The 20,576-nt window shown below is 60.0% G+C and carries 18 protein-coding genes and 1 pseudogene; 8 read left to right on the forward strand and 11 right to left on the reverse strand.

Annotation, left to right across the window (positions count from 1 at the left end; translation table 11 throughout):
• Window positions 1–17: 17 nt before the first annotated feature.
• Window positions 18–725 (forward strand): winged helix-turn-helix domain-containing protein, encoded by a 708-nt coding sequence (locus tag AACY08_RS23295; RefSeq protein ID WP_339427580.1) that lies wholly within the window; start codon window positions 18–20, stop codon window positions 723–725.
• Entirely contained in the window at window positions 726–2,003 is a 1,278-nt protein-coding gene (locus AACY08_RS23300; RefSeq protein ID WP_339415952.1) for an ATP-binding protein, read from the forward strand. It begins immediately after the preceding gene.
• Window positions 2,004–2,062: 59 nt separating this feature from the next.
• Here AACY08_RS23300 and AACY08_RS23305 read toward each other — a convergent pair.
• From AACY08_RS23305 to AACY08_RS23325, 5 genes and pseudogenes are all read right to left on the reverse strand, one after another.
• A pseudogene (locus AACY08_RS23305) lies at window positions 2,063–2,683 on the reverse strand (serine hydrolase domain-containing protein); the annotation flags it as partial.
• 121 nt (window positions 2,684–2,804) lie between these two features.
• Window positions 2,805–3,530, reverse strand: a complete 726-nt coding sequence (locus tag AACY08_RS23310; RefSeq protein WP_339471580.1) for an amino acid ABC transporter ATP-binding protein — start codon at window positions 3,528–3,530, stop codon at window positions 2,805–2,807.
• Window positions 3,523–4,182, reverse strand: coding sequence for an amino acid ABC transporter permease (locus AACY08_RS23315; RefSeq protein ID WP_339471581.1), 660 nt, complete (start codon window positions 4,180–4,182; stop codon window positions 3,523–3,525). The genes AACY08_RS23310 and AACY08_RS23315 overlap by 8 nt, the downstream gene beginning before the upstream one ends.
• A gap of 6 nt (window positions 4,183–4,188) precedes the next feature.
• Window positions 4,189–4,851 (reverse strand): amino acid ABC transporter permease, encoded by a 663-nt coding sequence (locus tag AACY08_RS23320; protein WP_339471582.1) that lies wholly within the window; start codon window positions 4,849–4,851, stop codon window positions 4,189–4,191.
• Window positions 4,852–4,902: 51 nt separating this feature from the next.
• A complete protein-coding gene (locus tag AACY08_RS23325; protein WP_339471583.1) occupies window positions 4,903–5,733 on the reverse strand; it encodes a transporter substrate-binding domain-containing protein in 831 nt (276 codons plus the stop codon).
• Window positions 5,734–6,098: 365 nt separating this feature from the next.
• Between AACY08_RS23325 and AACY08_RS23330 the strand changes: the two genes are divergently transcribed.
• Together AACY08_RS23330 and AACY08_RS23335 are read left to right on the forward strand one after the other, a co-directional pair.
• Complete coding sequence (locus tag AACY08_RS23330) at window positions 6,099–7,343, forward strand: NAD(P)/FAD-dependent oxidoreductase (protein ID WP_339471584.1); 1,245 nt, start codon at window positions 6,099–6,101, stop codon at window positions 7,341–7,343.
• A gap of 21 nt (window positions 7,344–7,364) precedes the next feature.
• The gene (locus tag AACY08_RS23335) at window positions 7,365–8,366 is read left to right on the forward strand and encodes a 4-hydroxyproline epimerase (protein WP_339471585.1); all 1,002 of its coding nucleotides are present in this window, start codon (window positions 7,365–7,367) and stop codon (window positions 8,364–8,366) included.
• 49 nt (window positions 8,367–8,415) lie between these two features.
• Here AACY08_RS23335 and AACY08_RS23340 read toward each other — a convergent pair whose 3' ends face one another.
• From AACY08_RS23340 to AACY08_RS23355, 4 genes are all read right to left on the reverse strand, one after another.
• Window positions 8,416–9,114, reverse strand: a complete 699-nt coding sequence (locus tag AACY08_RS23340; protein ID WP_339471586.1) for a GntR family transcriptional regulator — start codon at window positions 9,112–9,114, stop codon at window positions 8,416–8,418.
• Between the two features lie 126 nt (window positions 9,115–9,240).
• Complete coding sequence (locus tag AACY08_RS23345) at window positions 9,241–10,815, reverse strand: aldehyde dehydrogenase (NADP(+)) (RefSeq protein ID WP_339471587.1); 1,575 nt, start codon at window positions 10,813–10,815, stop codon at window positions 9,241–9,243.
• 91 nt (window positions 10,816–10,906) lie between these two features.
• Window positions 10,907–11,803 carry a dihydrodipicolinate synthase family protein gene (locus AACY08_RS23350; RefSeq protein WP_339471588.1) on the reverse strand — a complete coding sequence of 299 codons (897 nt, stop codon included), beginning with the start codon at window positions 11,801–11,803 and terminating at the stop codon, window positions 10,907–10,909.
• A 127-nt stretch (window positions 11,804–11,930) separates the two neighbouring features.
• Window positions 11,931–12,419: a GFA family protein gene (locus AACY08_RS23355; RefSeq protein ID WP_339471589.1), complete on the reverse strand. Its 489-nt coding sequence runs from the start codon at window positions 12,417–12,419 to the stop codon at window positions 11,931–11,933.
• 90 nt (window positions 12,420–12,509) lie between these two features.
• Here AACY08_RS23355 and AACY08_RS23360 point away from each other — a divergent pair, with 90 nt between their 5' ends.
• From AACY08_RS23360 to AACY08_RS23375, 4 genes are read left to right on the forward strand one after another with little or no spacing between them, the layout of a single operon-like run.
• On the forward strand, window positions 12,510–13,631 hold the full coding sequence (locus AACY08_RS23360) for an AAA family ATPase (protein ID WP_339471590.1): 1,122 nt from the start codon (window positions 12,510–12,512) through the stop codon (window positions 13,629–13,631).
• Window positions 13,628–14,074, forward strand: a complete 447-nt coding sequence (locus AACY08_RS23365; RefSeq protein WP_339471591.1) for a bpX5 domain-containing protein — start codon at window positions 13,628–13,630, stop codon at window positions 14,072–14,074. Before AACY08_RS23360 ends, AACY08_RS23365 begins: the two co-directional genes overlap by 4 nt.
• A complete protein-coding gene (locus tag AACY08_RS23370) occupies window positions 14,061–15,857 on the forward strand; it encodes a hypothetical protein (protein ID WP_339471592.1) in 1,797 nt (598 codons plus the stop codon). The genes AACY08_RS23365 and AACY08_RS23370 overlap by 14 nt, the downstream gene beginning before the upstream one ends.
• Window positions 15,850–18,720 carry a bpX6 domain-containing protein gene (locus tag AACY08_RS23375; RefSeq protein WP_339471593.1) on the forward strand — a complete coding sequence of 957 codons (2,871 nt, stop codon included), beginning with the start codon at window positions 15,850–15,852 and terminating at the stop codon, window positions 18,718–18,720. Before AACY08_RS23370 ends, AACY08_RS23375 begins: the two co-directional genes overlap by 8 nt.
• Here AACY08_RS23375 and AACY08_RS23380 read toward each other — a convergent pair.
• Both AACY08_RS23380 and ampC read right to left on the reverse strand, forming a co-directional pair.
• A complete protein-coding gene (locus tag AACY08_RS23380; RefSeq protein ID WP_339471594.1) occupies window positions 18,672–19,259 on the reverse strand; it encodes a terpene synthase family protein in 588 nt (195 codons plus the stop codon). The genes AACY08_RS23375 and AACY08_RS23380 overlap by 49 nt on opposite strands.
• Window positions 19,260–19,342: 83 nt before the next feature.
• Complete coding sequence (gene ampC / locus AACY08_RS23385) at window positions 19,343–20,497, reverse strand: class C beta-lactamase (protein ID WP_339471595.1); 1,155 nt, start codon at window positions 20,495–20,497, stop codon at window positions 19,343–19,345.
• Window positions 20,498–20,576 lie beyond the last annotated feature (79 nt).

Genomic DNA, 20,576 nt, shown 5'->3' on the forward strand with positions numbered 1-20,576 from the left:
CTGCACACTGAGAACTTATGGAAAACCTGGGGTTGGGCAAGGTCTTGCTCGTTGAGGACGACGAGAAGCTGGCAGGGCTGATCGCGCATTTTCTGTCACAGCATGGTTTTGAGGTGCGCGTGGTGCACCGGGGCGATGAGGCCCTGGCGGCGTTCCTGGACTTCAAACCGAAGATCGTCGTGCTCGACCTGATGCTGCCTGGTCAGAGCGGCCTGCATGTGTGTCGCGGGATCCGCGCGGTGTCCGACACGCCCATCGTGATCCTGACCGCCAAGGAAGATGACCTGGACCACATCCTTGGCCTGGAGTCTGGTGCTGACGACTATGTGATCAAACCGATCAAACCCCCGGTGCTCCTCGCACGCCTGCGCGCCCTGCAGCGGCGGCAGGCGCCAGAGCCGACGGTGCGCGGCGCCCTCGCTTTCGGGCGGTTGGCCATCGACCGCAGTTGCCGGGGCGTCAGCCTGGGGGATGACAAGATCGACCTCACCACCATGGAGTTCGAGCTGTTGTGGCTGCTGGCGAGCAACTCGGGGACGATCCTGTCCCGTGATGACATTCTCAACCGCATGCGCGGTATCGCGTTCGATGGCCTCAACCGCAGTGTCGATGTGTACATCAGCAAACTGCGCGGCAAACTCAACGACAACCCGCGCGAACCGGTGTGCATCAAGACCATCTGGGGCAAGGGCTACCTGTTCAACCCGTTTGCGTGGGAGGTCTAGATGCTGCGGCTCTACATCCGCCTTTACATCATCCTGGCGCTGGGCCTGGCGGGGGCAATCTGGCTGGTTAACTACACCTTCGATGAGCTGCTCCCTGAGGCCAACGAAACCTATAACCGCGAAGCCCTGCGCGGCCCCGCCTATGGCTTGGTGGAGCAATTGCGTCCCGTGCCGGCCGAGGCCCGCGAGGTGCGCCTGAGCGAATTGCAGCAGCATTACGGTCTGCGTCTGGATTTGGTGCAACGCGATGAGTTGGCGCTGAGCCAACGCGAGCAGCACTTGCTCGCGGCCGGCCAATTAGTGGTACGGGGCGACTTCATGGAGTTCATCGCCAATATCGATGGCGGCCCGCAACTGCTCAATATCAAGCTGCCTGAAGAGCCTAAATGGTTGTACCTGTGGGCCTACGGTTTGCTGGGGTTGTGCTTGGCAATTGTGCTGTATTTCTGGGTTCGTCCGCACTGGCGCGACCTGGAGCATATTCGCCTGGCGGCACAACGTTTCGGTGACAACGACCTCAGTTCCCGCATCCTGCTGCCACGCCGCTCCACCGTGCGCGAGCTGGCGGGGCACTTTAACCAGATGGCCGAGCGCATTGAAAGCCTGATCGCCAACCAGCGCGAGCTGACCAACGCCGTGTCCCACGAGCTGCGCACGCCGATTGCGCGCCTGTCGTTCGAGCTCGACCAGCTCAAGCAACAGACCGACCCGCGCCAGCGCAGCCAATTGATTACCGACATGTACGCCGACCTCGGCGAGCTGGAAGAAATGGTCTCCGAGCTGCTCACTTATGCCAGCCTGGAACGTGGCGCCACTCAGGTCACGCGCGAGCGCATCGAGGCCCACAGCTGGCTCGACAGTGTGATCGGCAGCGTGGCCCTCGAAGCGGAAGCGGCCGGCATTCAGCTGTCGCTGCGTACGTGCGAGGTGGACTTTATCCAGATCGAACCGCGCTTTATGGCGCGAGCGGTGATCAACCTGCTGCGCAATGCGATCCGATACGCCGAGCGCCGTGTGGAGGTGTCGCTGGTCACGTTCGGCAGCGGCTATGAAGTGCGGGTGTGTGACGACGGCCCGGGTGTTCCGGAGGAAGGCCGCTCGAAGATCTTCCAGCCCTTCATGCGCCTCGACGCCAGCCGTGACCGTCGCACCGGCGGCTTCGGCCTTGGCCTGGCGCTGGTACAACGGGTGTCGCAGTGGCACGGCGGCCAGGTGCAAGTGCTGGATTCGGAATGGGGCGGAGCGTCGTTCCGGATGACGTGGGCGTATGCCGATTAACGACGCTGAAATCGACTGTAGTAAGCGGGGCAAGCCCGCTCACTGCAGTTGCTCCTGCCCTGGCCGCTGCTGCTCTCAATGGCTGCGCCCGCCAGCGCATAGCCCAGATTGGAATAGGCCGCTTGCGTGCCCGGCGGTGTGCTCAGCCAAACGCCGGACAGGCGCATCGGTATCTGCCCCATGGCGAAGCTATTGCGCAGGTGTTCGCTGGGCAAGCCGGATTGATGACTGAGCAGGCGGCGCAAGGTTATATCGCGATCGGCGGCCTGCTGACCGGTGTGAAAGGGCGAGCGCACATAGAACTCGCGCAAGCTCTGCTGGACCGGCGCATCCAGCGCCAACCGCTGTTGCTCAACCAGTTGCAGGGCCGCGCTGGCGGTGAGCAGTTTGGAGGTCGCCCCGGCCCGGAAGGCGGTGTTCGGCGTTACCGGCAGCCGCTTGGCTTTGTCGGCCATGCCAAACCCGCGGGCCCAGATCAGTTCCTGACCATTGACCAGTGCAATGGACAGGTCCGGTACATGTTCCTTGGCCATATCCCAGGGGATCCGCGTTTGCAGATAGCGGATGATCGTGCTGTAGTCGCCCTTCGGAATCGACGGCGGGGCAGGTGGCTGACCGTGACAGCCGAGACTGCCCAAGAGGCAACCGAGCAACGGAATACCGCGCAATGTGCGAAGCATGAAGAGCACCCGGCAAGTGGTTTGGATGCTCGAATGCTAGGGGCGCTGGGGGGCGGCAGTCTTTGACAGCTTTGTCGATAAACCGTCAAAGACTGTTAACGGCTGATCCCTGTGGCTCCGGTCAGTGCAATACGCGCTGGAGGAACTGCCGGGTCCTTTCTTCCCGTGGCTCATTGATGACCTGGCGGGCGTCACCGACTTCACAGATCAACCCATTGTCGAAGAATGCAATTCGGTCTGCGGATTCACGTGCGAAGGCAATGTCGTGGGTCACCATGATGAGGGTCATGCCCGAATCCTTGAGTTTGCGGATGGTGTCCAGTACTTCTCCCACCAGCTCAGGGTCAAGGGCGGAGGTGACTTCGTCGAAAAGCATGTAGTCGGGCTGCATGGCCAGGGCGCGCGCAATTGCCAATCGTTGTTGTTGGCCGCCGGAGAGGCTCGCCGGACGCATGTCTGCTCGATTGCCCAGGCCGACGAAGGCCAGGTGGTCACGCGCCAATTGCAAGGCCTGGGCTTTGGGAAGCTTCTTGACCAGGCGTGGCGCCAGTGCCACGTTTTCCAGTGCGGTAAGATGGGGGAATGCGTTGTATTGCTGGAACACGATGCCGAGTTTCTGGCGCAATTGGTTCAAGTCGGTTCCCTTGGCGTGCACATTCGTACCGTCGACCAGGATGCTGCCCCCTTGAATCGGTTCCAGGCCATTGATGCACTGCAGTAACGTGGACTTCCCCGAGCCGCTGGCACCGATCAGGCATAAGACTTCACGCTTCTGGATCGTCAGGTTGACGCCTTTGATGACTTCTATAGGGCCGAAGCTTTTGCGGACATCCTTGATATCAATCATGGTGCATTACCTTTTCAAGATGGCGGCTGTAGCGGGAAATGGGGTAGCAGATCGCAAAGTAGAAAAGCCCGGCGCCCGCCAATACCAGAAGTGCCTCGTTTGAGCGGTTAATCAGAATCTGGGAGGCTCTGAGTAGCTCGATGTAGCCCACAACGCTCACCAATGCCGTGTCTTTTGTCAGGCCAATCACCGTGCCGATCCAGCCAGGAAATAGCGTGCGAAAGGCCAATGGGGCGGATATGTGGCGCAACTCCTGCCAGTAGCTCAAACCGAGTGAGCGGCTGGCTTTTTTCAGCTGGGGCCGGATGGATTGCAAGCCCGAACGGACCAGCTCCGAGGTCAGCATGCCCATATAGAGGCTGAGGACGACGACGCCGATGAGCAGTGGACTCATCCCGAAACCTGCCATGGCAAAGAAGCTATTGACCAGGATGAACTGAATAATCAGCGGGATGCTGCGGACCACGTTGACGAAGGGGCCCAGTACAAGGCGCGCGAAAATGAACTCCTGTCGAAGCCAGCCGACCAGTACCCCGAGGAGAGTGCCAAGCACCGTCGCCAATAACGTCAGTAACAAGGTGTGCCAGATGCCAGTGAGCACAAATGGGATATCGCCCCAGTGCAAACCAGAGTATGCCAATTGGAATTGCATGCTTGCCTACCCCTTGAACACGCGCCAGAAGGTGAGTCGGGCGCCGCCCTCAATAAGCTTGGACATGATGTAGTACATCAAGGCGGCGATGATGAAGAACTCGAACGTCCTGAAGGATTCGGACTGGGCGGCCTGCGTCGCGCCCGTAAGCTCGCGCAGGCCGATGATCATGCCCAGTGAACTGTTGAGCAGGGCCCAGTTCAGCTGGTTGACGTACGGGAAATATACGATCTTGAACAACTGCGGAAATACCACATGGGTGTAGGCCGAGAACGACGAAATACCCAGTGATCTAGCCGCCGTGTGTTGTTGTTTTGGAATAGCCTGAAGCCCCCCGCGAAAGATCTCGGCCAGATAACCGGCGTTGTTGAACGACAGTGCCAACAGCATTGCCATGTAGCTGGAGAAGTGCAGCCCCAGCGCGCCCAAGCCAAAATAAATCATGTACACCTGAAACAGCGCTGGTGTATTACGAGCGACTTCGACCCAGGACGTGGCAATCGCATAGCCGAAGCCTTTTTCGTGTGTGCGCAACAGGGTCAGCGCAAGGGCGATGAGCGTGCCGATGATCATCGAAAACACGGTCAAGAGCAGTGTTGTTTTGGCGCCCTCGATAAGCTCGGGGAGCTTTTCCCAGACCATCGACCAGTAAAATGTGTATCCGAACATAGCGCAGACTCCGGGCAGGAGCAGCCGACGCCGGCCGCTCGAAGGGTGGGGTTAATAGTCCACGCCGGCAACCGTGAGCGAAGGCGCTTCGCCGTCACCGAAGTACTGCGCGTACAGCTCTGTGTAGCGACCGTTCTTGACCTGGGTCCAGACGAACGTCTTCACCCAATTGAGCATCTGTGTGTCTGATTTTTTCACCGCAATGCCGCACAGGTCGGGAGGCGTAGGGGCGACTCCCTTGATCGCCAACGTTGGAAATTGACCGCTCTGAACCAGTGCGGCGGCCGACGCGTTACCGATGATCACGCCATCTATCTTGCCTTGAGCCAGCGCCAGGTAGCCTTCGGCCTCGCTGCCGAACCCCGTATAGCTGCCATTTTCTTCATTCCATCCTTTGCGCAACGCCTGAAGCTCCTGCTCGGTGGTAGTGCCCGTGACACCGCCAATGTTGCGGCCTTTCAAGTCCTGGAAACTTTCGATATTGGCGTCTTTGCGCGTGAGCACAACGTTGGTGTAGTTCACGTAGGGCTGGGAAAAGCTCACGCTCATGGCGCGTTGGGGTGAGATCGATGCGGAAGCGATGAGGACGTCGATACGATTTGAGACCAGCGCCGGAATGCGCTCGGAGGAGGGGGTTTCGACGATCACAGCCTTCGCCCCCAGGGCAGTGGCCATGTCTTTGCAGTATTGAACGTCGTAGCCATCCGGTTCGTTGGCCTGGTTGCGAAAGCCTGCCGGTGGATAGTCGAGCTGGACGCCGCACCGAAGGGTTTTTGACGAAATGACCTGGTCCAGTGTCGAGCTTGGAGCGGCTGAGGCTATGGATGCTGTGGTGGCAAAAGCGAGCAGGAGAGAGGCGCTTACGTGGCGTGCAATGTTCATGGGAATCCCCGATTGGGTTGGCATTGTTTTTAGGGGTATGGCTTTTATGTTTACTGTATCCAATCTACATTCAGCGAAAAATCTACCAAATGTTTATTGGTGAAAGAAGGGGTTAGGGGCGCGTTTTTTTGATTACGTGTAGGAAGGCAACATCAAAATAAAAAAAATACAATTAATATCAGTAGGTTATGTTTTTTAAAAAGATGTTGCAGACTATGAACTGTGTCAGAGTTTGGCGGAATAGCAGGGAGGGGTTGACAGGCAGTGTTTAATGTATCCAATCTGCATATAATTAATTCAATGGATTAATTCCAACGAAAACTCTTTCAAAGGCACGTTTTTTCCATCTGAAAAGGGTGTGACTCATGAGGCACGTAATCGTCATTGGCGCCGGCATCGTGGGGTTGGCAGCCGCGCATCATTTGCTGAGGGAAGGCGTCAGCGTCACTTTGATTGACCGCGACCCTGAAGGCGACAAGGCCTCGTTCGGTAATGCCGGTGGTATCGCGGTTACGGAAGTCATTCCCACCTCGGTGCCGGGATTATTGTGGAAAGTACCCGGTTGGTTGCTGGATCCATTGGGCCCCTTGGCGATACGCCCGAGCCATGCGCCCAGGCTGATACCGTGGCTGCTGCGCTTCTCCAGTGCAGGCAAGCCCTCGGAGGTCAGGCGCATCACGTCTGCATTGGCGGCGCTTAACGCCCGGGTCTATGAAGACCTCCTGCCACTGCTCGCCGAACATGACCTGCACGAAGAACTGCAGCGCCTCGGCGCACTGACGGTTTACGAGAAAGCAGAGTCATTCGACCAGGATGCCGCGCAGTGGGATCTCAAGCGCGCCTGCGGCGTTGAGGTGCAGACGGTGAATGGCGACGAAGCACGCGAAATCGAACCTGCGCTTGGCCAGTCAATCACCCGTGGTGTGTTCACCCCTCAGTGGTCGCACGTCAAGGACCCCAAGATCTTAGTGAACAAATTGCGCCAGTCACTGGTTGCCCAAGGCCTGCGTATTCAAGTGGGTGAGGTCTGCGGCATACGGCCTGGCTTGGGGGGTAGCGCTGCGTCCGCGGGTCTTTGCGACGGTCGCTGGCTCCTGGCTGACAAGATCGTGGTCGCCGCCGGCGCGTGGTCCGGTCTGCTGGCTCGGCACCTTGGGGACAAGGTTTTGCTGGAAAGCGAGCGAGGTTACAACGCCACGCTGCCGGCGCCAGGCGTCACGTTGTCCAGGGAGGTTATCTTCGCGGAGCGCCATTTCGTGGCCACGCCGTTGGGCTGCGGCTTGAGGATCGGTGGCGCCGCTGAGTTTGGTGGGTTGCACGCGCCAGCGAATTTCAAGCGCTCGCAGGCCCTGGCCCGGCTGGCCGCTCGTTATCTTCCCGGGCTGCAGACGGAAGGGGGTACATGCTGGGCCGGTCATCGCCCGGCCACCCCTGACAGTCTGCCGGTAATTGGCGTCTCGCCGCGTCATCCCTCTGTTATCTACGCATTCGGCCATGGTCATCTCGGCCTGACGCAGGCAGCAACAACGGGTCGATTGGTCAGCGATATTGCCTTGGACAAACCCGCTCTGATCGACCTCGCCCCGTATGCAATCAGCCGTTTCAACTAACTCGTTCAAAAGGGAGTTTCTATGTCTCGTCGCACGTTCTTTTGCATCGATGCGCATACCTGTGGCAATCCAGTGCGCGTTGTTACCGGTGGAGGGCCTGTGCTACCCAATGTTTCGATGGCTGAAAAACGCCAGATTTTCCAGCGTGAGCATGATTGGGTTCGCAAAGCCTTGATGTTCGAACCCCGTGGTCATGATGTGATGTCGGGTAGCATTCTGTATCCGTCGTCGCGTGAGGATTGCGATATCGGTGTGCTGTTCATCGAGGTTAGCGGGTGCCTGCCAATGTGTGGTCACGGCACTATCGGGACGGTGACTGCTGCGCTGGAAGCAGGCCTTGTGGTGCCGAAGGTTGAAGGCACGTTGGCCATCGAGGCGCCTGCGGGCCGTGTTGCGATCGACTACGTGAGAAATGGTGCGTCGGTTGAGCAGGTCCGTCTCTACAACGTCGCCAGTTACCTCCACGCAGCCGATGTGCAGCTCGATGTGCCCAGCCTGGGCAAATTGAATGTCGACCTGGCGTATGGAGGGAACTTCTACGTCATCATCGAGCCGCAAGCGGGTTGGCAAGGCCTGGACTCAATGGCGGTCAGCGAAATCGTTCGATTAAGCCCCCTGGTACGGCAGGCTGCGCAGGCGCTGTTGGCGCCGGTTCACCCGCTGGATGGCCGTATTCAGGGGGTGAGCCATGTCATGTGGTGCGACAAACCCAGGAACCCTCGCGCCCATGCGCGCAACGCCGTGTTCTATGGCGACAAGGCCATCGACCGTTCGCCGTGCGGCACCGGCTCCTCGGCACGCATGGCGCAACTGGTCGCGCGAAACCGCTTGAAGGCGGGTGACGAGTTTGTTCACGAGAGTATCATCGGCACGATGTTTGATTGCCGCGTTGAGTCGGCGACCGAGGTTGGCGGTTTTTCAGGCATCATGCCAAGCATTGCCGGCTGGGCCCAGGTAACCGGACACAACACGATTTTTGTGGATGACCGCGATCCATTGGCGCATGGGTTTCAACTGGGCTGAGGCGAAGGGCGTGGCCCCCTCTATTGACGGAGGGGGCGCGCGCTTGCGTTTAAACCCGCGTGTCCTTGTCGCGTTTTTTTTTGAGCAGCGTGACAAGGTCAGTGCCTGCGCGCTGAATGTGCTTGCGCAGAAACTGGACCGCTTTCTTGGTATCGCCTTGCTCACACAGCTTGAGCAGCTCGCGGTGGTCGACTTCGGCTTCTTTTTTTCCGCCAGTCAGCAACAGTTGCAAGCGGATGTAACGATCCGTCTGAATGTTGATGCCTTGAACAATGGCGAGCGTTTGCACGCGATCAGCCGCTGCGTACAGGCTTTCATGAAACAGCCAGTTGAGCTTGCCCCATCGCGCAACGTCATCGTCCGAATAGGCGGCCTCGAGTTGCGGGAGCAGCTGTTTGGTCGCCGCGAAATGCGCCTCCGTCATTCGCGGCAGTGAGCGTTCCAGCAGCTCTGACTCCAGCAAGGCTCGCAGATCAAACAACTCCGCGATCTGCTCCAGGGGGATGGATTTCACCACGGAGCCTTTATGAATCTGAGTCGTGATCAGGCCGGACGCCTCCAGCTCCTTGAACGCTTCGCGCACCGGCATGCGGCTGACGCCATACTCGGTTGCAATCGTCTCTTGGATCAGCGACTCACCTTCTTTGAACTCTCCATTGAGAATCCGCTCACGCAGTGATTCCGCCAGGGTATCGGGCAAGCTTTGACGTTTGATGCGCAGGTTGGGCAAAGGCTCTTTTTTAGGCATTCTTCAGCTACTGACAGGTGACTGGATCCAGGATTCGAGATCCTCATCGGCCGATCATACCTCAGCCACACAAATGTAGGACGCTTCCAGTAATCGAGCGCGAAACATTTCAATCCTGCTGATCCGTCAGGGTTCAACTGTGCCGTTCATCCTCCGGCAGAGGCCTGACGGATTGCTGTCCTGGAGTGCCGGAGGGAGCAACGCCTGGGGGAAATCCTGGTAACACACGGGCCGCAAAAATCGATCGATCGCCAGGCTGCCAACCGAGGTGGTGCGAGGGTCTGATGTGGCCGGGAAAGGGCCGCCATGGACCATGGCATGACAGACTTCTACGCCTGTACCAAAACCGTTGAGCAGAACGCGCCCGGCTTTTCTCTCCAGCGTCGGCATCAGCGCGCCAAGGGCAGGGTAGTCGTTGGCACTTGCGTGAACCGCAATCGTCAACTGACCGTCCAAGGCTTCAAGTACCTGCTGCAAAGTATCTGCGTCGGGGCAGCGCACAATCAAGGATGATGCGCCAAATACCTCGGCACGCAGTTCTGCGTTTGTTAGAAACGCGTGCGCACTGGTGGCGAACAGCGCCGCCTGTCCTTGAAAAAGCTTACCGGGTCGGCCTTGGCCAAGCAGCTCGACACCAGGCTGCGCACTCAATTTCTTAACGCCATCGCAATAACTTTCGTAGATCAGGCGCGTCAGCATGGTTGCCGCCGGTGCTGCGCTAATAGTAATGATCGCTGCGTGTTCGAAAACTTCGAGTTGCGGGCCCTCCAGCGCCACTATTAACCCAGGGTTCGTACAGAACTGGCCTGCACCCAAGATGAGCGAGGCAATGAAGGCGTCAGCGATGGCTCCACTGCGCTCGGCCAGCGCATGGGGCAGCAGCACGACAGGGTTGATCGCGCTCATTTCTGCATAAACCGGAATCGGCTCCCTGCGTGCCGCCGCGATCTTCATCAAGGTGACGCCTGCCCGTTGCGAGCCTGTGAAGCCCACCGCCTTGATCCGGTGATCGGCAACCAGGGCCTGACTGATGCCATGCTGCGAATCGAATAACAGGGAAAATACGCCTTCCGGCAGCTTGCATTCGCGTACGGAGCGTTGAATTGCCTGGCCCACCAGCTCAGACGTTCCTGGGTGCGCCGAATGCGCCTTGACGATCACTGGGCAACCGGCAGCCAGTGCAGAGGCGGTGTCACCGCCTGCGACGGAAAACGCCAGCGGAAAATTGGAGGCAGCGAACACGGCAACCGGGCCAAGGGCAATGTTACAAAGTCGGATATCTGCACGAGGCAGTGGCGTGTGTTCCGTGCGTGCCGGATCAATGCGCACATCGAGGAAACTGCCATCGCGAACCACGTATGCGAACAGAGCAAGCTGGTTGACAGTGCGTGCGCGTTCGCCTTCGAGACGCCCACGCGGCAGGCCGGTTTCGGCCATGCAGCGCTCGATCAAGACATCGCCCAGTGCGAGGAGATTACGCGCAATGGTCTCCAGCAACACCGCGCGGCGCTCTAACGATGTCTCGCGGTAAGTATCGAGCGCCGCGTTCGCGAGGGCGCAAGCAGTTTCGAGGTTATCCAGAGTCGCACCACCAAAATCAGGGGATAAGGTTTCGCCGGTGGCAGCGTTGACTCCCCAAATCAGCCCGTTTTGGCCGCGAACCTTCGACTGGCCGATCAGCATCTCACCTGTAATGGACATAACGAGCCTCGCTCAATGGAAAATGAGTGTGCAACGGTTGGGTATTTGTTAGCGAAGCAGGCCCCTTGCCGTGGCGAAGGGGCCGGTGGGGTCACCCGCGAACGGCGAGGGTGTCGATAGCTTTCTGGACAGTGCTGATCACGTAATCACGCTCCTGGCCGACCAGCGCCAGGCGCGGCGCGCGCGTCCACTCTGGAGCGCCGTAGACCAGATGCTCGGCCAACTTGATGTACTGCACGAGCTTGACGTGCACATCCAGGTGAAAGGACGGCGTGAGGATGTGGTACAGCGCGCGGGCCTCGCTGAAACGTTGCTGGGCGCAGAGGTCAAAGAGCTTCACGCATTCTGCCGGCCACACGTTGGTCATGCCGGAGACCCAGCCGGTCACGCCCAGCGCGCTGCTTTCGACGATCAGGTCGTCGACCCCGCAAAAGATACTGAAGCGATCACCGAATGCGACATACATGTCCGTCACGCGTCGGATATCGCCGGTTTCTTCCTTGATGCAGACGATCTCCGGTGTATTCACCAGATCTGCCAGGATCGCCGGGGTGCAGTCCACGCCGTAGGCGATCGGGTTGTTGTAGATCATGATCGGCAGGTCGGTGGCACTGGCGATGCCCTTGTACCATTCCACGGTCTCACGAGGGTCGGTCTTGTAGCCCAGGCTTGGGAAAACCATCAGGCCTTGTGCGCCGAAGCGCTTGTACAGCGCCGCGTTTTTCTTCGCCGTTTGCAGGGTGATCTCGGCCAGACCGGACAACACCGGCACGCGTCCCGCGGCCACTTCCACGGCCGCGCGAATAACCGATTCGCGCTCCTGCAGGCTCATCGACGCATTCTCGCCCAGCATCGGCAGGACGATAACGCCAGAGACGCCATTGATGATCAACCGATCAATACTGGCTTGGGTTGCGGCCAAATCGACCTCGCCGTCCTTGGTCAGTTTGGTCGTGACCGCGGGGAAAACGCCTTTCCAGATTGCCATTTCAAGTACCTTTTTTGTTGTGGTGGGACTGCTGTTAAATTGTCAACTGTATCCAATCTACAATGTTGAAATCTGACCCGTCCACTCAAGGCTTTAATTTTTGTATGGCAAAAAAAGTCAGTGGCGTTTAGCGGGTCAGCCCGTGCCGCTCATGCCACTGGGCGATGGATTCTTCGGGGTACTCATCGAACTGCAGGTCGCCCTTGCGCCGCGCGACCTCCACCCACGGCGCCTTCGATCCCAGCATCAGGTGCGTATGGGTTGGCGGCACCGGCAGCGGCGTGTCGATGGCCGAGGCAAACGGATGAATCGGCTCCGGCCATTCCGGGCTGAACAGCCACAAGGCACTGCCGTACCGCGAGCAGAAATGCCGTTCAGCGGTGCTCACATGGGCACGGCTGACGCCTTCGGGCTTGAGCTTGGCGTGGCAGATCGAAATGGATTTGCGCCCGTGCACCTTCAGGTTAATGGTGTCACCGGCCAGGTTGATTGCATAACCGCCGCCGCCCTGGGTCTTGCGGCAGATCGAGCAGTAGCAATGCTGGTAAGGGTAGGGGTGGGCACTGGTGAGACTGAACTTGACGGCACCGCAATGGCAGGATCCTTCAAGCTGCATGGGTAACTCCTCAGGTGAGTATGTAACAACACTTTGCTAAAACCTTAGCCTCAGGCAAGATTCACCGCTTTGTTTTCAGGGAAGACGCCCATGATTGCTCAGTTGCAGAGCGCTGCCGCGCAAATCCGTCACGCTGTGCGTGCCGCCACCGAGGGCTTGGTTGGGCGCGAGCAACTGGCCGAACTGATCGTGCTGGCGGCCGTGGCCCAGGAGCACATCTTGGTGATCGGGCCACCCGGCACTGCCAAAAGCGCGGTGGTGCGGCGCGTCGCGCAGTCGATGGGCGGGCGCTACTTTGAATACCTGCTCGGGCGCTTTACCGAACCGTCCGAACTGTTTGGTGCGGTAGACCTGAAAAAACTCCGCGAAGGCACAGTGGAAACCGATGTCAGTGGCATGCTGCCAGAAGCCGATATCGTGTTTCTCGACGAAGTCTTTCTAGGCTCTACCGCGATCCTCAATACCTTGCTGGGCGTGCTTAACGAGCGCCGCTTTCGCCGTGGCCATACCCAACTGCAATGCCCGCTGCGCGTGTGCGTCGGCGCCGCCAACGGCCTGCCGGACGATGAAGCGCTGGCGGCCTTCGGCGACCGTTTTCTGTTGCACCTGTTTGTGGAGTCAGTGCCGGATAATCAATTGGAAGCGATGTTGGCCGGCGGCTGGCAGTCGGAGCAGCGGCCGGTGCAACAACTGCTCGGTCTTACGCAACTGGACACCCTGGGCCAGGCCTTGAAAAACGTCGATCTGAGTGCCGTCCGCCCAGCGCTGGCCCAGGCTATTCGTCGCCTGCGCGAAGCCGGTATTCAGTTGTCGGACCGGCGTATCGTCAAATCCCAGCGCCTGATTGCGGCCGCCGCGTTGCTCAGTGGGCGCCTGGAGGCCAGTGACGCTGACCTGTGGCCGCTGCTGTACGTGCTGCCGACCCAGGCCACTCAACAACACGGCCGAGAAGTGTTGCGCGATCTGTTCGCCGCCTCCAGCAACAGCCATCTGTTCAGTGCGGTGGAAGAGGCCACGTTGCAGCCGATGTCACGCTTGAATCGCCTGCTGGAAACCGCCGAAGACTACCTCGCCCGTACCGAACCGCCGACCAGCACTGTGCTTGAAGGCCTGTTGCGCGAGATCGATGCCAACTTCAACAGCCAGACCATGCCCGAACCGTTGCAGCAGGCGCGCGGGCAACTCACCCGATTGCTGACACCCACCGAATGAGTGCGGTAATCCAGCCCTGGGCCTGGCGTTCACGGCCGTTGCCCGCCGAGGCTCAGGCTGCCGTGGCCTGGGGGGAGGCTGCACGGCATTTGCACCGGCGTCTCTCGCTACTTGCGGCCGAGCATGCCGCACGCCTGCAAGCCACGGCCAACGGTGACGTGCTGGTGGTGACGGGCGTGACGGCCGATCTGCCGTGGGTCGACGGTGTGGCTTATGCCGCCCCCAGCACCCGCGCGCCGGCACTCTGGTTGCCGACCAGTTGGCAACCGGATGTGCCGGAGGACCTGCTGGGCCAGGCCTTGTCGGCACGCTTCAAGCGTTCGCCCTTGCTGCTGTGGTGCGAGCCCCAAGCGGTGGTCCCGTTGGACCGCCTGCTGACGGTGTCACCGGCGCATCTGCAACGCATCGCCCGCTATTGGGGAATTGCACATGCAACTGCCTGAGGCCCTGCAACCCTGGCGGCAATGGCTGGAATGGTTTGCCCCGCAACACTTACCTCTGTTCGCCGACTTGCTGGGTCGCCTCAACCCGCTGCTGGGGCCGCTGCGTGGCCTGCACCAGGGCGGAGTGCCGGAGCCTGACGGCCTGGGCGATCTGCACCGGCGTGGTCCCTATGAGCGGCTGCTCTCCAGCGAATGGCTGCTGGCCGATGAAGTGCCCGACGAATTCCTGCGCCGCGCGGTCGGCGGTGAGCATATGTTCCTCGCCCCGCAGTACCGTGCCCGTGAAGCGAATCGCTTGATTGTGGTGATGTTTGATGCGGGCCCCTTGCAATTGGGGGCTGCGCGCCTGGTGCACCTTGCGTTGTTGATGTTGCTGGCGCGGCGTGCCGAGGAGGCTGGCGCGCAATTGCGTTGGGGCATTCTGCAAGGCGCGCCGGTATTGCATGAACTGGATTCACCGGCACAGCTCAAGCGCCTGCTCGAGGCCCGTACCTACGAGACCGTGAGCGATCGCCATTGGCAGGCGTGGCGCGACTGGCTGGCCGATCAGGCGGCCGGTGAGTGCTGGGTGGTCGGGCAGCGCTTGCCACACACCGATCCCAAGGTCTGCACCCACCGCGTGCAGATTACGCGCAGCCTGGATGGGCGCAGCCTGTCGTTCGCCTTGCAATCGCGGCGCGTCTCGCTGCCGATACCGGATGAGCAACAAGCGGTGCGCCTGCTCAAGGGCCAGTTCGATAATGAAGTCCACACGCCTTCGCCGACGGCCGCCGGGCGGGTGGCTCGGGTTGCATTGACCCTGCCGCCGGTCATCTCCGGCTCCGGCAATTATGTGGCACTGCGCATGCTGGACGAGCCCGGCATGGTGGTGATCAAACTGCCCCACAAGAACCAGAAAAAAGCCCTTGAGGTGCGACGTCGCCTATGGGGGAAACAGCAGCATGTGCTGGCTACCACATTCCACTATCGCAGCCTTGGCGCGATGTTGAGTGAGGACAATACGCTGCACTTCTGGAACATCCCCAGTCTTGATTCCGTCCCCAAGCCGACTCGCGAGGAAATGCACCTGCCACCAGGCACCGCGACGTTTCTGCCGGCGGTGTGGCTGCGTGGTCAACTGTCCGAACGCCTGTATGTGCTTGATACAAAAGGCCAGCTTGCTCGCTGGCAGCGTTCCGGCCAAGGGCCGAAGGGCGAGGCTTTCGCGGTGACGAGCAATGTCATGGGGTTGGCGCAAGTGGACGCGTTAACGCTGGTCTACGCCCGCAGTGAGGGCGGGCAACTGGTGACATACTCCGCCTGGGCCGAAGGTGAAAAGACATCCGGCTACGCGGTGGGTGCTGCGGCCGGGGTCAGCCAAGTGTTGTTTGCCGCCAGCTCGAATTGGAGGTACGCCTTTGGCGGGTGCGCATTACTCACTCACCATGGCGGTCACCAGAGTTGGCGCCTGGTGACCCCTGACAGCTTCCCCGCGAAAAAGGCGCATATCTACCTGGCCCCCGGCTGGAAAGCTATCGGCCTGCATCATCAGGTAGCAGCGCAAGAGCGCTATTCACTGGTGCTGCTGGGGCCGGACCAGCACACCATTGACCTGTGCAGCGACGGGCAACAACAGACGCTGTTCACCACCTCGGCGCCGATTGCCCGAGCGAGTTTCTGCCCCATGAGCGGCCTGGTGGCGGTGCTGACCACCGCCCGGGAATTACTGGTGTTCAACGTTTCCGAGCGCGCCATGCGCTTGCAATTGATGTGCGACCTGAAACAAGAGCCTACCAATGCTTGAGCACAACTCCCTGCTGATCCGCCGGCCGCTGTTGACCGGGCATCAGTATATCGACGGCCTGTGGTTGCCCGCCGAACGCTTCGCGCTGCAGGAGCGGGCTTGCCTGATCCTCGGTGAATGGCGCACAGGCGCGGCGGCCTACCGCTTTGCCGACGGCGATTTGTTGCAGTTCAGCACGCCAGTCGCGTTGGATTGCCAGACCCTTGCCTGTTGGCCGCTGGTCCGCCAAGGCCGTGGCCTGTGTTCGGCACGGCTGGCTTGCGAGGAACTGCGTGCCTTGCCGGCCGCTGACCTGTGGCTGGTGCGCGGCAGCCAGGTACACGCCCTGCAGTTGCGTGATGCCGAGGTCCTTGAACCTGGGCTGTGGCTCGATATCAGCGCCTGCACACTGCTCGACACCTTCGATTGTCATGCGCCCAGTGCGCAGTCTCTGCCCGAGCCGCTCGTCACCGATGTGCGCGAGATTCTTGGCGGACTGGAACCGGTGAGCCCCGAGCAGGCGGCGGTGATACAGGCCTTGCTGGAGCCTCGGCGCCCGGCGCCCAAACCGCAGCCCTCCAAGGCTGAGCACGAGTCGGGTACGCAGGCGCCAGCGCAAAAGCCGGCGTTGAAACTGGGCATCACCCTGGCGCTGATTGCCGGGTTGATCTGGATGGCCAGTCAATCTACACCGTTGACACTGGATACTGGCGCGGACAAAGAAGACATCGCCCGCGTGATTCTGGGCATGCTGCTGAGCGCTATTGTCTTCACCGGCTTGCTGATGGGACTGAACAGATTTCTGAAGCGAGGTACACAGGCCGCCCGTGCTGTGCCGCAAGCCCCGGCTAATCCAGGTATCCCCCAGCGTGCCAGCCCAGGTCGTCACAAACCGGCGGCCTGGCGCCGTTGGCTGACTCGGCTGACCCAGCATTCAACACTCTCCAAGCTGTACGGCAAACGCCAGGCGGCGTACATGCAGCGCATGCTGGACATGTTTGAAAACGGCGATTTCGCCGAAGCCTTGCGCCATGCCATCCCCTTGGGCGGCCAGCAGCCGAGTGACGAGCAAGCCTTTGGCACGCCGCAGCGCCGCCAGGACCTGACCCTCAACCAACAGAGCGGGCCCAGCCGTACCTACCGGTTCGAAGAAGGCCTGACCGAGCACCTGCGGCAGGTTTATCGGCGCTCCTACGAGCGCCTGACCCGTGAGGGGCGTATCGAAGAAGCGGTATTTGTGCTGGCGGAGCTGCTCAAGGAACGCCAGGAAGCCCTCGATTACCTGGAGAAACGCGCCCGCTACCAACAGGCTGCCGAACTGGCCTTGGCCTGGGACATGCCGGCAGCGGTGATCGTGCGTCTGTTGTGCGTGGCCGAGAACTGGCAGCGAGCCTTGCTGGTGGCGCGTCGCGATAATGCGTTTGCCGATGCGGTGGTGATGCTTGAAGCCAAACAGCCGCAGATAGCCGACCGTCTGCGCCTGGAGTGGGCTGAATCGCTGGTCGCCAAGGGGCTGTGGCTGCAAGCAGTTGAAGTGGTCTGGAGCCTGCCTGAAGAGCGCCCGCGCGCTGCGCAATGGCTGCTCAATGCCGAAGCCGCCGGTGGGCGCCTGGCGATGGAGGCGTTGGTCAAACGCGCGATTCTACTGCCGCAAACCATAGACGCGTATGGCGCATGGCTTGAACAGTTGCGCGACGACCCCGCCCGTTCCGCTGAGCGAGATGCCTTGGCACAGGCCTTGTTGGCGCACAAGTCGGAGACGGCCGCGCTGGCTTGGCTAGCGGGTGCAACCGTGCACGCGATTCTTGCCGATCAGCTCAGTGGTTGCGGGGGGCTGAACTTCAATCAAATGCGGTCATTGGTCAAAATGAGCCGGGATAAATTGTTGCAGGCGGACTTGCCCGGCCAGGCACTTAAACGTCCTCCCGTGCGGTCGCTCCAGCGTGTCGGCGATGCCGTGCAATGGACCGCGCCCGCCATGGGCAGCCGGCCTGTGCAGGATGCGGTAGCGTTGGATGACGAGCGTTATCTGGTCGCGCTGGGTGAGGCCGGTACGGTGGTCACTGACGCCACCGGAAAGCCGCTGTTTCATTTCGCCGTGCCGGCGCAGCGGATCGTCCTGGCCCACAGCCGGCACATGGCGCTGGTGCTGACCCGACGCGACACCGTGTGGCGCATCAGCAAGCTGGACCTGGTCAACCGTGCCGCCACCGACCTTGGTGTGCTGGTGCTGGACGTGTTCGCCAACGTGTTTGACGGCAGCACTTGGACCATCGGCCAAGGCCGGCAATTGCGTGTGGTCGATGTGGATCGCGGCTTTGAAACCCTTTGGCACGTGAGCGATTTGCCAGGGCCGGTTCGCGTCCTCAAAAGTGATGAGCACAACGAGTACCTTTGGCTCTATGACCCGCTTGAAAGCTACGAACGCTGGCATTATCGCCTGCCAGAGCGGCGGTTGGCCGGGCGTGAGCTGCTGCCGTTGCTGGTGGACGAGGGCAATGCACTGTTTTGTGCGCTCAATCAAACCGTTGAATATTTTGTCAAGAGCAGCGACGACGAAGAGCCGGTGCTGGTCATCAGCATTGACGGCAACCGTAAGGGTTATCGCATGGTCGGGTGCGATGAAGCGGTGTTCGACGGCGACCCGTTGCGCATCGCCCTGGACACCGAGTGGCTGGTATTTGGCTACGTTGTCAGCGAGCGCGACACCCGTTGGCACTTTATCCATCGCGCCAGCGACCACCTCTGCGCAGTGGTGCAGTGGCCCCGGTACGAGGTGAATATCCGTCGTACCGGGGACGGCTGGCTGTTATTCGACGACCAGGGGCGTGTGAGTCACATCAGGGTCGAAGGCGCCAGCCAGCGTAACCTCAGCCTGCACTGATCGAGCCTGGTATCAACGTCTGGTGCTGCGATGCCGCGACTAATGATCTGTGGATGGTCCTGATTGGCCCATCGTTCGACTTCACGCGCAGCCTGCTCTGCCGAATAGCCCTGGGTGTGCCTCAGATGGTTAAGGAGGTTGTAGACATCGTCATCAGGGTTTTTCATGATTCGAAAAGACAACAAGTCGTTGACTGCTCTAAACAGGTTCAGGGCAAGGCATCGCCGCTCCTGCCAGGGCTGGCTGTAGTAAAGGGATGACGGCAAGTGAATATTTTGGACCATGTACGTGAACTCCACGCAAACCTGGAGTCCGCCGGCGTTTTGCCACAGGTTCTCGTAGCCTTCGATACCTGGCTGGGTGTTATGTGTGCGGTGCATTAACGCCGTAGTACAGGGCAAAAGGTAATTCAAATATTGTTCGCCAACCCGCTGCTTCCATAGCCGCGGCATCAGACGGGCTGCTCGTCGGATGCTATTCGCCAACTCGGCGCCAGCGTCATCGTCGAGCGGCTTGAAGTATTTTTGCAGGGTATCCATTTCCAACCGAGTCCCAGTGACGACTACTACGAGTGGTTACTCGCAAAGCACGGGTAAACAGCGCCCGTGCAAATGGTAGTCGTCTAATTGCCCAGCACACTCAGAATCGCATGCGCTACTTTCACCCGTTCCGCATTTGGATAGTTCTTGTTCGCCAGGATCACCACGCCCACATCCTTGCTCGGCACATACGCCACGTAGGCGCCAAAACCACGGGTCGAACCGGTTTTGTTGTAGAGGGCGTTGGTTGGTGGCGCCTGAGCGGGACTTAGCCAGTTCACCTTGTGTGGCTCCATCGCCATCGATGTAGAGTTGCCATCAATCAACGCTTGTAACTTGATCGGGTAGGGGTAGTACTCCCAGCCGAGCCCTTGGGTCATGCCATTTACGGTGTAGTAGCCGGTATGCGTGGTGGCGATTGCCTGTTGCAACGGTTTCCCCAGCGTTTGCGGGTGCATGTTCACCCTCACATAGTGCGCCAAGTCCTGGGTGCTGGTTTTGATGCCATAGGCTTCGCTGTCCAGCGCCCCAGGGCCGACGTGTACGGGTTTCTGGTCCTTGTCGTAACCTTGGGCATAGAGATTGGCTTTGTCGGGAGGCACGCTGACATAGGTGTTCTTCAGGCCCAGTTGGGGCAGTAGGATTTTCTCCATGGCCACGTTGAACGGCTCGCCGAGGCTTTGTGCGCTCAGGTAGCCGAACAGGCCAATGCTAGGGTTGGAATAAAGACGCTGCGCACCGGGCGCGTACGCAGGTTTCCACTGCTGGAAATAGCCGAGCATGGTGCCCGCGCTGTCGGCAGCGTCCGGAAACTGCAGCGGCAGGCCGCCTGGCGTGTAGGTTGCCAGTTGTAGCAGGCTGATGCGGTCGAAGGCGCTGCCCTTGAGTGCTGCAAGGTGCTGGCTGGCGTTGTCCGACAGCTTGAGCTTGCCACTGGCCTGGGCGTAACCCCCCAGTGTGGCGGTGAAGGTTTTGCTCACCGAACCGATCTCAAACAACGTGTCTTGGGTGACGGGTTGCTGGGTGTCTTTATTGGCGATGCCGTAATTAAAGTATTGCACCTTGCCTTTATTTACCACAGCGACCGATAGGCCAGCGATGCCGTGTTGCTGCATCAGGGGTTCAACGCTATTGTCCACGACCTTGCGCAAATCGGTGTTGGCCATGCAGGTGCCGGAGGCGAACAACAAGGCCGAAAATAAGAAGCTTCGTACGTTTAAGTGAGATCTTTCGCACATAGTAATCTGGCGTCCATGTAAGTGATGGGCTAACGATCAGTGCCTGCGCAGGCGCCGCAAAGTTAGGCGGATTCTTGCC

Origin of the sequence: Pseudomonas sp. EL_65y_Pfl1_R83, assembly GCF_963970695.1 — a bacterium.
In the GTDB taxonomy this organism is placed as follows: Bacteria; Pseudomonadota; Gammaproteobacteria; order Pseudomonadales; family Pseudomonadaceae; genus Aquipseudomonas; species Aquipseudomonas tritici.